Annotated in this window: 11 protein-coding genes and 2 tRNA genes; 8 read left to right on the top strand and 5 right to left on the bottom strand. The window is 68.0% G+C overall.

Translation table 11 applies throughout. The features are described 5' to 3' along the window. Positions 1–27 precede the first annotated feature (27 nt). A complete protein-coding gene (locus tag ACRSCF_RS06155) occupies positions 28–2406 on the top strand; it encodes a CHASE2 and HATPase_c domain-containing protein (RefSeq protein WP_244387866.1) in 2379 nt (792 codons plus the stop codon). Positions 2407–2495: 89 nt separating this feature from the next. On the opposite strand, the gene ACRSCF_RS06150 is transcribed toward ACRSCF_RS06155, so the two are convergent. The 3 genes from ACRSCF_RS06150 to hrcA all read right to left on the bottom strand — a co-directional run bounded on the left by ACRSCF_RS06150 (position 2496) and on the right by hrcA (position 3901). Beyond that, a tRNA-Arg gene (locus ACRSCF_RS06150) sits at positions 2496–2572 on the bottom strand. Between the two features lie 178 nt (positions 2573–2750). Continuing rightward, positions 2751–2829 (bottom strand) — tRNA-Ile (locus ACRSCF_RS06145). Positions 2830–2896: 67 nt separating this feature from the next. Beyond that, positions 2897–3901: a heat-inducible transcriptional repressor HrcA gene (hrcA, locus tag ACRSCF_RS06140; RefSeq protein WP_016445711.1), complete on the bottom strand. Its 1005-nt coding sequence runs from the start codon at positions 3899–3901 to the stop codon at positions 2897–2899. A 30-nt stretch (positions 3902–3931) separates the two neighbouring features. Between hrcA and ACRSCF_RS06135 the strand changes: the two genes are divergently transcribed. The 7 genes from ACRSCF_RS06135 (at position 3932) to ACRSCF_RS06105 (ending at position 11558) form a co-directional block, all read left to right on the top strand. Next, a complete protein-coding gene (locus tag ACRSCF_RS06135) occupies positions 3932–4828 on the top strand; it encodes an NAD kinase (protein ID WP_016451050.1) in 897 nt (298 codons plus the stop codon). A 2-nt stretch (positions 4829–4830) separates the two neighbouring features. Continuing rightward, positions 4831–6606 carry a DNA repair protein RecN gene (gene recN, locus ACRSCF_RS06130; RefSeq protein ID WP_046986090.1) on the top strand — a complete coding sequence of 592 codons (1776 nt, stop codon included), beginning with the start codon at positions 4831–4833 and terminating at the stop codon, positions 6604–6606. A gap of 4 nt (positions 6607–6610) precedes the next feature. Beyond that, on the top strand, positions 6611–7513 hold the full coding sequence (rapZ, locus tag ACRSCF_RS06125) for an RNase adapter RapZ (RefSeq protein WP_016445709.1): 903 nt from the start codon (positions 6611–6613) through the stop codon (positions 7511–7513). Positions 7514–7543: 30 nt separating this feature from the next. Continuing rightward, on the top strand, positions 7544–8266 hold the full coding sequence (creB, locus tag ACRSCF_RS06120) for a two-component system response regulator CreB (protein WP_279613719.1): 723 nt from the start codon (positions 7544–7546) through the stop codon (positions 8264–8266). 16 nt (positions 8267–8282) lie between these two features. Then, on the top strand, positions 8283–9743 hold the full coding sequence (gene creC, locus ACRSCF_RS06115; protein ID WP_034364082.1) for a two-component system sensor histidine kinase CreC: 1461 nt from the start codon (positions 8283–8285) through the stop codon (positions 9741–9743). Positions 9744–9867: 124 nt separating this feature from the next. Continuing rightward, positions 9868–11301, top strand: a complete 1434-nt coding sequence (gene creD / locus ACRSCF_RS06110; RefSeq protein WP_034364079.1) for a cell envelope integrity protein CreD — start codon at positions 9868–9870, stop codon at positions 11299–11301. After that, positions 11298–11558, top strand: coding sequence for a hypothetical protein (locus ACRSCF_RS06105; protein ID WP_016445705.1), 261 nt, complete (start codon positions 11298–11300; stop codon positions 11556–11558). The genes creD and ACRSCF_RS06105 overlap by 4 nt, the downstream gene beginning before the upstream one ends. Positions 11559–11580: 22 nt before the next feature. Here ACRSCF_RS06105 and mutY read toward each other — a convergent pair whose 3' ends face one another. Both mutY and ACRSCF_RS06095 read right to left on the bottom strand, forming a co-directional pair. Beyond that, a complete protein-coding gene (mutY, locus tag ACRSCF_RS06100; protein WP_017405123.1) occupies positions 11581–12651 on the bottom strand; it encodes an A/G-specific adenine glycosylase in 1071 nt (356 codons plus the stop codon). A 4-nt stretch (positions 12652–12655) separates the two neighbouring features. Further along, positions 12656–14653, bottom strand: coding sequence for a dynamin family protein (locus ACRSCF_RS06095; RefSeq protein WP_034364077.1), 1998 nt, complete (start codon positions 14651–14653; stop codon positions 12656–12658). Between the last annotated feature and the right edge of the window lie 135 nt (positions 14654–14788).

Below are 14788 nucleotides of genomic sequence, written 5' to 3'. Positions count from 1 at the left end.
CCGCACCCGTTCAATCCTTGACCACGCTTGTCCACCCTGCCGCCTTCGCCTGACAGTCCCGCCACGCCGGCGCAGCAGGTGCAGCCGGCGCCCGCGCGTGGCCGGGGGCTGCGGCGGGACTGGCTGCTGCTGGCGGCGGGACTGCTGTCCCTGGTGTTCTGGCTCAGCGGTGACGGGCAGCTGGAGCGCATCAACGGACTGGTGCAGGACACGGCCAGCTGGCTGCACCGCCCCAAGGCATCTCAGGACATCGTCATCGTGGCCATCGACGATGCCAGCATCGACGCCATAGGCCGCTGGCCCTGGAGGCGTGCCTTGCACGCGGGCCTGCTGGAGCGCATCAGCCAGGCCCCGCCGCGCGCCATCGGCCTGGACGTGATGCTCAGCGAAGAAGATCTGGACTATCCAGGCGATGATCTGCTGCTGGCGCGCGTCCTGCAGCGCAGCGGCCGCACCGCCTTGCCCGTGGCGCCGGGTACGGATCCGCTGCCGGCCTTTGCACAGGCTGCGGCAGCGCTGGGCCACACCCAGCTGCCCGTGGATTCCGACGGCGCCGTGCGCAGCTTCCATGCCATTGAAGGCAGCGCGCAGCAGCCCTGGTGGCACATGGCGCTGGCCCTGCACTGCGTGGGCCAGCACGGCCGCCCATGCGCCCGCCCCGAACCCGTGCCGCCGCTGGACCCCGGCACACCCGCATGGCAGCGCCGCCAGCGGGAGATCATTGCCTTCGCACAGGCCAGGCCCGAGCACGGCGCGCTTGACCGCTCGCCCTTCACCACCTATTCGTACATCGACGTGCTGCGCGGCCGCATTCCTGCTGCGGCATTTCGCGGCAAATACGTGCTCATAGGAACGACGGCCGCCGGACTGGGAGCGCAGTTCACCGCACCGCTGGGTGCCAGCGCGCGCCCCATCTCCAGCGTGGAAATGCTGGCCCATGTGCTCAACGGCAGCCTGCAGGGCTCGCACGTACACCGCGCTTCGGCGGGGCTGGACCGTGCGCTCAACACCGCAGCCGTGCTGCTGGCCCTGCTGGCCCTGGCCTGGCTGGGCCCTTCGGGCGGCATGCTGGCCTGCGCGCTGCTGGCCCTGGCCTGCCTGTCGCTGGCCGGGCTGGCACCACGCATCTGGCAGGTGCAGACGGCCCCTGCCGCAGCCCTGCTGGGCCTGGCCCTGGCCTATCCGCTGTGGAGCTGGCTGCGCCTGCGCGCCGCCGCCCGCTTTCTGGCGCTGGAACTGCGAGACCTGCAGGGCCAGGGCCTGCCCACCGCGCTGCGCCTGGGCGGCGACCTGCTGGACCAGCGCATTGCCGCCGTCGAGCAGGCTTCGCGGCAACTGCGCGCCCTGCACCATTTCGTCAGCGAAAGCCTGCGCCAGCTGCCCTCGCCCACCTTTGTCTGCGACCGCCAGGGCCATGTGCTGCTGGCCAATGCCGCGGCCCATGCCTATGCGCGCAGCCTGGATCACGACCTGCGCGCTGGCGACTCCCTTCCCAGGCTGCTCGATGGCCTGCAGGCGCTGGACACGGCGCCCGGCCCGCAAGCCGGCAGCCCGCTGCTCACGGCCAGGGCGCTTGCCGCCGGCGGCCTGCCGCTCAGCAGCGAGGGGCGCGACGGTCGCGGCCGCAGCCTGATGCTGCTGGTCCAGGCCTTCGAGGCTCCGCCCACCACGGGCTGGCTGATCACCCTGGTCGATATCAGCGATCTGCGCAGCGCCCAGGCCCAGCGCGACCAGGCCATGCAGTTCATCTCGCACGACATCCGGGCGCCCGTGGCATCCATCATCACCTTGCTGGAGATGCAGCGTGGTTCCGTACAAGCGCCCGACCTGGGCATGCTGCTCCCGCGCATCGAAGGCTATGCCCAGGCCTCCCTGCAGCTGGCCGACGATTTCGTGCACCTGGCTCGTGCCCAGCAGCAGGCGCTGCGCCAGCAGCAGCTGGACCTGGGCCTGGTGCTGGACCAGGCCGTGGAAAGCTGCTGGGCCCAGGCCAGCGCCGCCCATGTGCAGCTGGAATTCAGCCTGCCCGAGCAGGAATGCCCCGTGCTGGGCGACCCGGGCATGCTCCACCGCGCAGCCGTCAACCTGATCGGCAACGCCATCAAGTACGGAGCGCACGGGCAACCGGCAAGCGGCGCCACGGTGCAATGCCTGCTGCTGCAGGACGCCGGCCATTGCCGCATCGCCATCCGGGACCACGGACCCGGCATGGATGCGCAGGCCGTCGCCCGCCTGAGCCAGCCCTTCGAGCGCCTGGACCACCATCAGCACCTGGACGGCGCAGGCCTTGGGCTGGCCTTTGTCCGCACCGTGGCTGCCCGCCATGGCGGGCAGCTGCAGATAGAAAGCGCGCCAGGCCAGGGAAGCACCTTCAGCATCGTGCTGCCGAAGGCGCAGCAAGCCTGACCGGGGGTGTCATCCCAGCGGATCCCAGCGGATGGCCCGTGAAAACGAAAAAGCCCTGAAGTCTTTCAACTTCAGGGCTTTGCGTTTTTTGGTGCGGCTGGCAGGAATCGAACCCACGACCCCTTGGTTCGTAGCCAAGTACTCTATCCAGCTGAGCTACAGCCGCAACGCTTCGCATTGTAGCAGCGGGTTTTGGAGCTTCCAGGCAAAAGCGCCATATTTCTGCAAAAAACCTGGAAGTCGCATTCAATGGCAGCCAGGCGCAGCCATGCCAGCCGGCAGCGTCGCTCCCAGCAAAAAAGCCTGCCGCCCGGAAAGGCGGCAGGCTTTTTCATACCAATGGATGGTAGGGCCTCCCAGAGTCGAACTGGGCACCAACGGATTATGAGTCCGCTGCTCTAACCAAGCATGAGCTAAGGCCCCTGATTCACCAAGGCAGCACGGATGCAGTCCATGGCAAACAACTATTGTAGAGCCTAACCCGCAGGACTCAGCGCTTGTGACTCAGCGCATTGCTGACGAGCTTGGAGGTGATGTCCACGATCTGGATCATGCGGTCGTAGTGCATGCGGGTGGGCCCGATCACGCCCAGCGTGCCCACCACCTTGCCATCGAGCTCGTAGGGCGCGCTGACCACGGACAGCTCCTCGAAGGGCACGACCTGGCTTTCGCCCCCGATGTAGATGCGCACGCCTTCGGCCTGGCTGGAGAAATCCAGCAGCCTGAGGATCTGGGTCTTTTGCTCGAACAGGTCGAAGGCGCGGCGCAGATTGCCCATGTCGCTGGAGAAATCGCTGACCGACAGCAGGTTGCGCTCGCCCGCGATGACCACGTCCTCCTGGGCACTGGTCATGGCCTCCGTGCCCACGTTGACGGCTGCCTGCATGAGGGTGGCCACCTCGCCGCGCAAAAGCTCGACCTCGCCCTTGAGGCGCTCGCGCACCTCTTCCATGGCCAAGCCTGCGTAGTGGCTGTTGAGAAAGTTCGATGCCTCGATCAGCTGAGAGGCCGAGTAATCCACGTCGGTGAAGATGACGCGGTTTTGCACGTCACCGTCGGGCGAGACGATGATGACCAGAAAGCGCCGCTCCGACAGTCGCACGAATTCGATGTGCTTGAACACCGAGGTGCGGCGAGGCACCAGCACCACGCCCACGAACTGGGAAAGGCTGGACAGCAGATTGGCGGCGTTGGCGATGACTTTCTGCGGCTGCTCGGGCACGAGCTCGGGCGTCACGATATCTGCACGGTCCGCCGTAAGCATGGTGTCCACGAACAGCCGGTAGCCCCGGGCGGTCGGAATGCGGCCGGCCGAGGTGTGCGGACTGATGATCAACCCCAGGTCTTCGAGGTCAGCCATCACATTGCGTATCGTGGCAGGCGACAATTCAAGCCCCGACGCACGCGACAGGGTCCGCGAGCCCACAGGCTGGCCGTCAGCGATGTAACGCTCGATCAGCGCTTTGAGCAACAACTTGGCACGTTCGTCGAGCATGTGATGATTTTAATGATGTAATTTCCAGAAATGACGTCCACGTTTCGCCACGTTGCCTTGATCGGGAAGTACCACGCTCCCAGCGCAAGCGCCCCGTCCGAGAATGCCAGCAACGCGCTCGAGCGCATTGCGGACTTCCTCAGGCGCCAGGGCTGCGAAGTCGTGCTCGATACCCAATCGGCCCTGCACGCAGGGCTCACAGACTACCCCACCCTCGATGTCGATGGCCTGGGCAGGCATTGCGACCTGGGCCTGGTCGTCGGCGGCGACGGCACCATGCTCGGCGTGAGCCGGCACCTGGCGCAATACGGAACGCCCCTGATCGGGGTGAACCAGGGCCGCCTGGGCTTTGTCACCGACATCGCGCTGGAGGACTTCGAGGCCACGCTCACGCCCATGCTGCAGGGCGAGTACGAAGAGGACCTGCGTCCCCTGATGTGCGCCCGCGTGATCCGCGAGGGCGAATGCGTGTTCGAGGCCCTGGCCATGAACGACGTGGTGGTCAACCGCGGCGGCACCTCCGGCATGGTGGAGTTGCGCATCGAGGTCGGCGGCCGCTTTGTCTCCAACCAGCGCGCCGACGGCCTGATCGTGGCCACGCCCACGGGCTCCACGGCCTATGCGCTGTCCGCCGGCGGGCCGATGATGCATCCGTCCATCCCCGCCTGGGTGATGGCACCCATTGCGCCGCACAACCTGTCCAATCGCCCCATCGTGCTGTCCGATGCCAACGAGGTCACGATCGAAGTCGTGGCCGGGCGCGATGTCAGCGCCAATTTCGACATGCAGTCGCTGGCCTCGCTGCAGCACGGCGACCGCATCCTCGTGAGCCGCGCCCACCACAGCGTGCGCTTTCTGCACCCCAAGGGCTGGAACTACTTCGCCACGCTGCGCAAGAAACTGGGCTGGAACGAGGGAGGCGCCTGACCATGGCGCTCAAGCGCATCGTGCTGCGCGACTTCGTGATCGTGCAGGCCCTGGATCTGGACTGGCATGCGGGCTTCACCGTGCTGACCGGCGAGACCGGCGCCGGCAAATCCATCCTGATCGATGCATTGCAGCTGGCCCTGGGCGCCCGCGCCGACGCCGACGTGGTGCGCGAAGGCTGCCCCCAAGCCGATATCTGCGTGGAGTTCGACGGCTGCGCGCGGCTGCGCCCCTGGCTGGAGGCGGCAGGCCTGGCCTGCGAGGACAACAGCCTGCTGCTGCGGCGCACGGTGGACACCCAGGGCCGCAGCCGCGCCTGGATCAACGGCACGCCGGCCACGGCCACGCAGCTGCGCGCCCTGGGCGAGCAGCTGATCGACATCCACGGCCAGCATGCCTGGCAAAGCCTCACGCGACCCGACGCAGCACGCGCGCTGCTGGACGCCTATGCGGGCATAGACAGCCGCGAGGTCCAGGCCTGCTGGAGCCGCTGGAGCCAGGCACGACAAGCCCTGCAGCATGCGCAATCCGCCCAGGACAGCCTGCAGCGCGAACGCGAACGGCTGCAGTGGCAGATCACCGAACTCGACAAGCTGGCCCCGCAGGCCGACGAGTGGGACGAGCTCAATGCCCAGCACACGCGCCTGTCGCATGCCCAGACCCTGATAGACACCGCCCAGACCACGCTGCAGATGCTGGAGGACGACGAGGCCGGCGTGATCACTCCGCTGGGCCGTGCCAGCCATCTGATACAGAACCAGGAACACCTGGAGCCCGAGTTCCAGAACATCGCCGATGTGCTGGCCTCGTGCACGGCCCAGGTGCAGGATGCGCGCCATTCGCTGCAGGCCTATCTGCGCCGCGCCGACCTGGACCCCGAACGCCTGGCCGAGCTGGATGCGCGCCTGTCGCTGTGGATGCAGCTGGCGCGCCGCTACCGCCGCACGCCCGATGAGCTGCCGGCACTGCTGGCCGGCTGGCGCCAGGAGCTGCAGCAGCTGGACGCCGCCGTGGACATCGAGGCCCTGCACGCTGCAGAGCAATCCGCGCAGCAGCACTACCAGGCCAGCGCCCGGGTGCTGTCGCAGCAACGCGCCCTGGCTGCGCCGCGCCTGTCGCGCGCCATCACCCAGGCCATGCAGGGCCTGGGCATGGAAGGCGGCCTGTTCGAGGCCGCCCTGTCCACGGCCGACTCCCCTGGTGCCTTTGGCGTGGACAGCGTGGCCTTCCTGGTCGCCGGCCATCCTGGAGCCAGCCCCAAGCCGATTGCCAAGGTGGCGTCGGGCGGCGAGCTGTCGCGCATTTCGCTGGCCATTGCCGTGACCACCAGCGAGCTGGGCGAGGCCGGCACGCTGATCTTCGACGAGGTGGACTCGGGCGTGGGCGGCGCCGTCGCCGAGACCGTGGGCCGCCTCATGCATGCGCTGGGCCGATCGCGCCAGGTGCTGTCCGTCACCCATCTGCCGCAGGTCGCGGCCTGTGCCGACCACCACTATCTGGTGGCCAAGCAACGCGCACGGCAAGGCACGCTCAGCACCGTGCAGCCGCTGGACAGCACCGCGCGCGAGGCAGAGCTGGCCCGCATGCTGGGCGGCGAGCGCCAGTCCGAAACCACGATGGCCCATGCCCGCGAAATGCTGGCCATGGCGCGCCAGGCACCCCCGCCCCGCCCGGCGCCGCGCAGGCCCGGCCGGCAGCGGCCGCAGGCCGACGCGCAGCGTACCCGGCCCAAGCCGGGCCGTGCGGCCAACGGCGCGCGCAACACCAATGGAGGCTGATGCCATGTCGCTTGAGATCGTGCTGATCACCGGGATGTCCGGATCGGGCAAATCCGTCGCCCTGCATGCGCTGGAGGATGCCGGCTACTACTGCGTGGACAACCTGCCTCCCGAGCTGCTGTCCGCCTTCGTCGAACTGGAGCACGGCCGCCACAGCAACAAGGTGGCCATCGCCATGGATGCGCGCAGCGCCGGGGGATTGCCCCACCTGCCCGGGCAGCTGGAGCGGCTGCAGCGCCAGGGTGTCGTGCCCCACCTGGTCTTTCTGGACGCCACCACGGGCACCCTGGTGCGGCGCTTCTCCGAAACGCGGCGCCGCCATCCTCTGTCGCAAGGGCCTGTCGCCGAGGGCCGCCGCGCCCTGGTGCAGGACATAGAAACCGAGCGCGAACTGCTGGGCGAATTGCGCGAGAAATCGCATGTCATCGACACCAGCCACCTGCGCTCGTCCCAGCTGCAAAGCTATATCAAGGAGCTGATTGCGGCCCCGGTGGGCCAGATGACCCTGGTCTTCCAGTCCTTCGGCTTCAAGCACGGCCTGCCCTCGGATTCCGACTATGTGTTCGATGTGCGCATGCTGCCCAACCCGCACTACGAACCCCAGCTGCGCCCGCTGACCGGCATGGACGCGCCCGTGGCCGAGTTCCTGCGCCAGCAGCCCGGCGTGGACCAGATGCGCCGAGACATCCAGCAGTTCCTGGAGTCCTGGCTGGACATGATGGCCAGCAACCACCGCAGCTATGTCACCGTGGCCATCGGCTGCACGGGGGGCCAGCACCGCTCGGTCTTCCTGGTCGAGGAACTGGCGCGGCACTTCGCCCCGCGCTGGCCCACGCTGTGCCGGCACCGCTCGCTGGACAGCCGGCCCACCCCCAAGCCTGCCGACCTGCTTGCGCACGACATCTGAAGCGCCAGGGTCCGCTCCCGGAGTACTGCGATGCAAGGCATGCCGATGACGAACGCCCCGCGCGTGTTGCTGGTGGAGGACGATCCCGCCATCGCGCGCACCGTCTGCTATGCGCTGGAGCGCGACGGCATCGCCGTGCGCCACTGCCTGCAGCTGGCAGACGCACGCGCGCAATGGCAGGCGCAGCCGCCCGATGCCCTGCTGCTGGACGTGGGCCTGCCCGATGGCAACGGCCTGGACTGGTGCCGCGAGCTGCGCCAGGCCAGCGCCGCCGTGCCGCTGCTGGTGCTCAGCGCACGCGGCGAGGAAATGGACCGCGTGCTGGGCCTGGAGCTGGGCGCCGACGACTACCTGACCAAGCCCTTCAGCCCGCGCGAGCTGGTGGCCCGCACCCGCGCCCTGCTGCGCCGTGCGCAGCGCCTGCAGCCCGCGCCCACAGCCAGCACAGCGCCGCCGGCAGATCCCCTGTTCAGCATCGATACGCAAGGCCAGCGCGTGCGCATGCAGGGCGTGCCCCTGGAGCTGACGCGGCGCGAGTACCAGCTGCTGCGCTGCCTGCTGGAGCGCCCCGGGCGCATCCTGAGCCGCGAGTTCCTGCTCGACAGCATCTGGGGCCAGGACAGCGACAGCACGGACCGCACCGTGGACACCCACGTCAAGACCCTGCGCGCCAAGCTGCGTGCCCAGGTGCCGCAGCAGGACTTCATCACCACCCACCGCGGCATGGGCTACAGCCTGACGCTGCCGGGCTGACGCGCCGCCGCACGCCATGCGCCTCGGACTGCGGCTGTTCTTCGCCTTTTTCGTCATCAATGGCCTGGCCGCATTCTTCGTGCTGCGCGTCTTCATGGTCGAGGTCAAGCCCAGCGTGCGCAAGGTGACCGAGGACACGCTGGTCGAAACCGCCTACGCCCTGGCCGCGCTGGCCAGCGACGACATGGCCAGCGGCGTGCTGCAGCAAAGCCCCGCGGACAGCCGCTTCGCGCACCACATGCAGGCCTATGCCAACCAGACCGTCAAGGTCTGGATCTGGGACACGCGCAAGACCAGCCTGGACATGCGCGTCACCATCACCGACCAGCAAGGCCTGGTGCTGTTCGACTCGGCCGGCCTGGACCAGGGCGCCGACTACTCGCGCTGGCGCGACGTGCACCGCACGCTGCGCGGCGAATACGGCGCACGCACCACGCGCGAGGTGCAGAACGACGAGGCCAGCAGCGTCATGTATGTGTCGGCACCCATCATGGTGGAAGGCCGCATTGCGGGCGTGCTCACGGCCTCCAAGCCCGCGCACTCGGTGCAGAAGATCGTTGACAGCGCGGAAAGCAAGATGCTGCGCGGCGGCCTGCTGTTCCTGCTGCTGTCGGCCGGCGTGGGCTTTGCCGTGACCTGGTGGCTGGTCATCCATGTGCGGCGCCTGCGCAGCTATGCCCAGCAGGTACAGGCGCCCACGCTCAACGAGGCCGCCTCCCCCACCACCGCCCCGCCCATGCCCGAGGCGCCACGCATGCCCGGCGAGCTGGGCGAACTGGCCCGCGCCATGGAGAACATGCGCAGCCGCCTGGAGGGGCGCGACTACATCGAGGGCTATGTGCGCGCCCTCACGCACGAACTCAAGAGCCCCGTGGCCGCCATCCGTGGCGCAGGCGAGCTGCTGCAGGAAGACCTGCCCGCCGCCGACCGCGAGCTGTTCGCGCGCCAGGTGGTGGACCAGTGCCAGCGCCTGCAGAACCTCGTGGACCAGTTGCTGCGCCTGAGCCAGCTGGAGCAGCGCCGCGCCCTGCACGCGCACACGGCCTGCAGCCTGCAGGCCTGTGCCGAACAGGCCATGGCGCAAGTGCACAGCGCAGCGCACCAGCGCCGCATCCAGCTGGTGCTGCACGGCCAGGACAGCAGCGGCCCCTGGGAGCAGGACCTGGTGGTGCTGGCCCTCAGCAACCTGCTGAGCAACGCCATCGACTTCGCCCCCGAAGGCAGCAGCATCCACGTGGACCTGGAGCCCGGCCGCGTCAGCGTGCGCGACCACGGCCCCGGTGTGCCCGAGGCGCTACTCGGCCGGCTGGGCGAACGCTTTTTCACCACCCCCCGCCCCAACGGGGAGCGCAGCGGCACGGGACTGGGCCTGTCCATCGTGCTGCGCATCATGCTGCTGCACGGCGGCAGCATGCAGGCCACCAACGCCCAGCCCGGGCTGCGTGTCACGCTGAACTGGCCACTGCGGGCACCCTGACCGCCAGGGCCTGCTCACTCGGATTTGGAGGCGCGAATCCGACTTCACCTTCACTTCACAGACTTCATTCCGGCCACACAGCCCCCGCCCAGACTGCGTCCACGATCAACGAACGGGATGTGGAATGAAGAACCGACTTCTTGCCAAAGGCGTGGCCCTGCTGGTCATGCTGGGCCTTTTGATGCTGGGCCTGGGCCTGGTACATGACGTGGTGCGCGACCGCATACGCAACCGCAACAACGCCGTGCAGGGCGTGGTCGCCAGCCTGGCCGGACGCCAGACGCTGATGGGACCGGTGTTGGTGCAAAACTGCACCGAGACTACCGGCATAGAAAAGGGCAGCAAGACGGAATGGACCACGCGCCAGTTCCAGCGCATGCTGCTGCCCGACCAACTGCGCCATGAGGCAACGGCACGCATGGAAGAGCGCTCGCGCGGCCTGCACCAGGTCAGCACCTACGCCATGCAGGACAGCATCAGCGCCAGCTTCACCCATGCCGCGCAGTACCTGGAAAAGCCGTCCATCGAAGCGACAGCCAACCAGGCCGTGCGCTGCGGCGCACTGCGCGTGGCGCTGTCGCTGACCGATCCGCGCGGCATACGCTCGGCCACCATCGAGGCCGGCGGCAAGAGCCTGGACGTGGGACCCGGTACCTCGCTGGAACGCTACTCGCAAGGCCTGCAGGCGGAGCTGGCGCCTGCCCTGCTCAAGAAGGACGAACCCCTTGAGCTGAAGATTGCCCTGGAACTGGTGGGCACCGAAAAGCTGGCCTTCGTGCCGCTGGGCAGCCACAGCCAGGTCCAGCTGTCGGCCGATTGGCCCCACCCCTCGTTCGGCGGCAGCTTCCTGCCCAACCGGCGTGAAGTCAGCGACAAGGGATTCAACGCCAGCTGGAATCTCTCGGCACTGGCCTCTTCGGCGCGCCAGGCCTTCACCGACCAGCAGCCGCTGTGCCAGCCAGGCCGCCGCGACGTGGAGGAATACGCCGCCACGGCGCACGCGCCCAGCAGCGGCCCCTGCCTGGAGTCGCTGGACACCGACTTCGTGGACCCCATCAACGCCTACTCGCTGAGCGACCGGGCCACCAAGTACGGCCTGCTCTTCGTGGTGCTGACCTTTGTGGCCGTCGGCCTGTTCGAGGTGCTCAAGCAATTGCGCGTGCACCCCATCCAGTACCTGCTGGTGGGATCGGCGCTGTGCAGCTTCTTCCTGCTGCTGATCAGCCTGTCGGAGCACATGGGATTTGCCAGCGCATACGGCATTGCTGCCTCGGCCTGCGTGCTGCTGCTGGCCTACTACGCCAGCCACATCCTGGGCAGCCTGCAGCGCGGCCTGCCGTTTGCTGCGGGAATCGCCTCGCTCTACGGCCTGCTGTATGTGCTGCTGCAGCTGGAGCAAAGCGCGCTCATCGTGGGCTCCATCGCGCTGTTCGCCGTGCTGGCCCTGATCATGGTCTGCACACGGCATGTGGACTGGTATGCCTTTGGCCGGCAGGATGGCGACCGCGGCGATGCAGACGCAGGCACCCGCCCAACCGTGGGAGCGCTGCAGCCATGAACGTCCTCACCGACACCCCTGGCACGGCCGATGTGCCCGGCGTGCGCAGCCCGCTCGATCAGGCGCTGGAACGCCAGCGCTGCGAGCAGGCCTGGCACCAGGCGGTGCAAAGGGGCGACCGCCAGGCCCTGTTCAGCCTGCGTCTGCACATTGCCGAGGCCGCCGCACGCGCACGGCGCAAGCCGGGCGCACGTGAACAATGGCTGGCGTGGATGCTGCTGCGCTGCGCCCTGCTCCTGCCGCGCCGCACGTTCTAGGAAGACGCGGCGGCCTTGGGCTTCAGCCCGCAAACTGCGCATCCAGCAGCTTGCGCACCGGGGCCGGCAGGCCCATGTCGGCCCAGGCCCTGGCATCGGCCCAGCAGCCCTGGCCGTCTGCCATGGCAGCATCCGGGCCGCTGCCATGGACAGGCACGCGCACCGGATGCAGATGCAAATCACGGTGGGTGAGCACATGCAGGAAAGCCGGCAGCTCGGTCCAGTCGGCGGATCGTGCGGCGGGCCAGTGCCGTGCGGCGGCCTGCTCCAGCGCCTCGCGTTCATTGAACACGGGAGGCGCATAAAGGCCCGCCCAGATGCCCTGCTGCGGGCGGCGCTCCAGCCAGACGCGGCCTTGCCCGTCCACGGCGATCAGCAGCCACCAGGCCTCGGAACTGCGCTTGAGCTTGCGCGTTCGCACGGGGTAGTTTTCGGGATTGCCGAAGCGGGCCGCCCGGCACTGCGGCTGCAGCGGACAGACCAGGCAGCTGGGCTTGCGCGGCGTGCAGATGGTGGCACCCAGGTCCATCAGGCCCTGGGTATAGCGGGGCATGGCCTGCTGCAGGTCCTCGGTGGGGCACAGCTGCTGGGCCAGGTCCCACAGTTCGCGCTCGTTCCTGGCCACGGCCAGATCGGCATCGAAGGCCAGCACGCGCGTGAGCACGCGCCGCACATTGGCATCGAGGATGGGCACGCGCTCGGAAAAGCAAAAGGACGCGATGGCGCCGGCCGTGGACCGGCCTATGCCGGGCAGCGTGGCCAGATCCTCGGCCCTGCGTGGAAAGGCACCACCCCACTCCTGGACCACGGCCTGGGCGCAGCGGTGCAGGTTGCGCGCGCGGCTGTAGTAGCCCAGGCCGCTCCACAGCGCCAGCACGGCATCCTGCGGCGCGGCCGCGAGGCTGGCGACATCGGGAAAGGCATCAAGGAAGCGCTGGTAGTAGCCCAGCACGGTGCTCACCTGGGTCTGCTGCAGCATGATTTCAGAGAGCCAGACGCGGTAGGGATCGCGCGTCTGCTGCCAGGGCAGGTGATTGCGTCCATGCGACGCCTGCCACTGCACGACGGGCGTGGCAATCGAGGGAAAGGTCAAGATATCAAGCAGTCAGTGAAGTTTCCTGTGCAGCCTTTGCCAGGCCGGGGAAGGCGGGCGTGGGCGACAGGGGTTGCAGCAGTTCCATGGTGGCCTGTCCCAGCTGCAGCTGCAAGGCCGTGAGCTGTTCGTCGGCGGCCTCGATTTCGGCAATGCGCTCGACCAGGCCCGAAGCCGCATTCTGGATGCGGTCCACCGCTTCGATGCGGCGGGCAAAGCTGCGCTTGCGCTCTTTCAATTGGGCATCCAGCTGGGCCGTGGCGGACTTGCTCCACATGTCCACGTCGTTGGCCGCAGACTCGAAGACCGTGCGCAGACGCATGGCAAGGGCCTTGATCAGCCGCTGGGCAAACGCGGGATTGCTGCGTCTGAGCGCGTGGCCCAGGCCCAGGTACTGGGTGTAGCTGGCCTCGATGCGCTGCAGGTCGCCGCCGAACTCGGTCAGCTCCAGCTGCGCAGGAGCCTGCAGCGAGAAGCCGAACTCGGCATTAAGTTCCTTGAAGGTCGCGCCCAGCATGGACTGGATCTCGCCGGCCTGCGCCTGGGCCCGGGTCGCCACGGTGCGCAGGCGTTCGAAGGTTTCCGCGTAGACCTTGCGCGCGCCCAGCTTCAGGCCGCGCTGCTCCAGCGCCTCCTTGAGATCGACCAGTTCCTGCTTGAGCGCGCTGGAACCGAGCTGGCGGAAGATGTCGCGCAGCATGCGCATGTGCACCAGGCGCACGGCCTGGATCCTGGCGGCGCTGGCATCGAAATCGCGCTGCTCGCTCTCGATGCGGTTGCGCATGGAGGCAATCACGCTGGCGTTCTTGCCGCGCAGGCTGCGCAGCTCGGCCATCTGGTCGTCCAGGTCGCGGCGGCGGATATTGAGCACGCGCTCCACCTCGGCCTGCAACTGCTGCACATTGGCCCTGACAGCCGTCTGCAGCACCTTCTGGCGCTGGCCCATGATGCCCTCGGCCAGCATGTTCTCGAACATGGGCAGCCCGCTGGCCTGCAGCAGCGCCTCGTTGCCGGAGACCTTGGCCACCAGGCCCTTTTGTGCCGACACGGGCAACACCCGCTCCACAGGCAGGCCCAGCATCTGGGCCGATTCCTGGCGCTGGCGCTGCAGCTGGGCCTGCACCTGCGTCGCGGAGCTGAGGCTATCCCACAGCGTATCTATCTTGTTGAGCACCACCAGACGCGAATCGGCCAGTGCCTGCTGGCCCGACGCCGCATCGGGCGGCAGCACATGGTCGCGCCAGATGGCCAGGTCGGACTTGGTCACGCCGGTATCGGCCGCCAGCACGAAGACCACGGCATGGGCCTGGGGGATGAGGTTGACGGTCAGCTCGGGCTCGGCACCCACGGCATTCAGGCCGGGCGTATCCAGAATGACCAGCCCCTGCTTGAGCAGGGGATGGGGCATGTTGATCAGCGCGTGGCGCCACATGGGCACCTCCACCAGGCCCTGCTCATCCACGAAGGGATTGCCGCCCTGGTCATCGTCATGCCAGAAGCCCCAGGTTCGCGCCAGATCCACCGACACCTTGCGCACCTCGGCCACCTTGGCCAGCGTGTCGGCAATCTGCTGGGCATTGTTCACATCCAGCGGCAGCTGCAGCCAGGCCTCCGGCCGGGCGCGCCACTGGCCCAGGCTTTCCAGCGATTCGCGCGTATCGATGGGCAGCAGGCGCAGGCTGGGCTGCAGTTCGGCTTCCCAGCCCAGCTCGGCCGGGCACATGGTGGTGCGACCTGCGCTGGCCGGCATGAGGCGGCGGCCGTAGTGGGCGAAGAAGACTGCGTTGATCAGCTCGGACTTGCCGCGGGAGAACTCGGCCACGAAGGCCACCATGACCTTGTCGCCGCGCACCTGGGCTTCCAGCCGCTGCAGCCGCTCCTGCACAGCGACATCCAGCAGCTCCTGGGACTGCAACCATTCGCGCAGCGCATGCAATTGCTGCGCAAAGCCACGGCGCCATGCGCCGTGCTGGTCGAATTGCTCGTTGAATGATGGTCCCACGTGTTTCCCCCGCCATTGCATCGCCAATGCCTGCCGATGCTTAGTGATCGCCTCGACATTGCGCCGCAAGCGTGATGCCTTTTCTCATCAAAATATAGCACCGTCGCCCCGTTTTGCCCGCAGCAGCGCCCCAAG

Source organism: Delftia sp. 11MD (genome assembly GCF_050907895.1).
Lineage (GTDB): Bacteria > Pseudomonadota > Gammaproteobacteria > Burkholderiales > Burkholderiaceae_C > Comamonas > Comamonas tsuruhatensis.
This window is presented reverse-complemented; position numbering and strand designations above follow the sequence as displayed.